The organism is Halorubrum sp. SP3, assembly GCF_005435195.1.
Classification (GTDB): domain Archaea; phylum Halobacteriota; class Halobacteria; order Halobacteriales; family Haloferacaceae; genus Halorubrum; species Halorubrum sodomense.
Genome location: NZ_SGTU01000219.1, coordinates 1 through 674 on the forward strand (window position 1 = coordinate 1; position 674 = coordinate 674).

Consider the following 674-nt stretch of genomic DNA (forward strand, 5'->3'; position numbering starts at 1 on the left):
TCCGGAACGCTCGGCGCGGCGTACCTCGCGGTCATCGTCGTCGCCGACGCGGAGGGTTGCGGTCTCAATGTCGCCCTGGAAGTTGATTGTGATGTTCGCAGTGTCACCGCGCTCCTCAGTGATGAAGCCCTGTTCGAAGGAAACGTCGCCCTCGGGGGCTTCGTTGATGTCGAAGTCACCGGACTCGGCGGTGACTGCCGAGTTGACGTCAGTAACTTCGATCGTGTAGGTACCCGTCTCGCTCTGGGTACCGAAGTCGACGGAGACCTCACCGTCACTGTCAATCGTGGCATCGACCGTGTCGACAACGTCGCCGTCAGAGTCGAGCAGGTCGGCCGTGATCTCACGATTGATCGTATCGGACGTGACTGTCGCAGTCACGGCGTCGTTGGTGGTGAAGTTACCCTCGTCGGCCTCTACGCTGAGACCGAGGCTGCGGATGTTGAGAACGACTTCTTCGTTAGCCGAGTTGGTGATGTTGTATTCACCAACCTCAAAGTCGTCCGTATCGAGGACGTAAATCTGGCTGTTCGAACCGGAACCACGGGTCCGGCTGACGCCGGGGCCGTCGATGTCGAACGCGTCGTCCTCAGCACCTTCGATCGCGACGTTCTCACCGGAGAACGCGTCGAAGAAGTCAGACTCGGCCACGCTGTTCGTGGGCGTGTAAACCG

At 59.9% G+C, this 674-nt stretch carries 1 pseudogene; it reads right to left on the reverse strand.

Annotation, left to right across the window (positions count from 1 at the left end):
* A pseudogene (locus tag EXE42_RS16300) lies at positions 1-651 on the reverse strand (hypothetical protein); the annotation flags it as partial.
* Positions 652-674 lie beyond the last annotated feature (23 nt).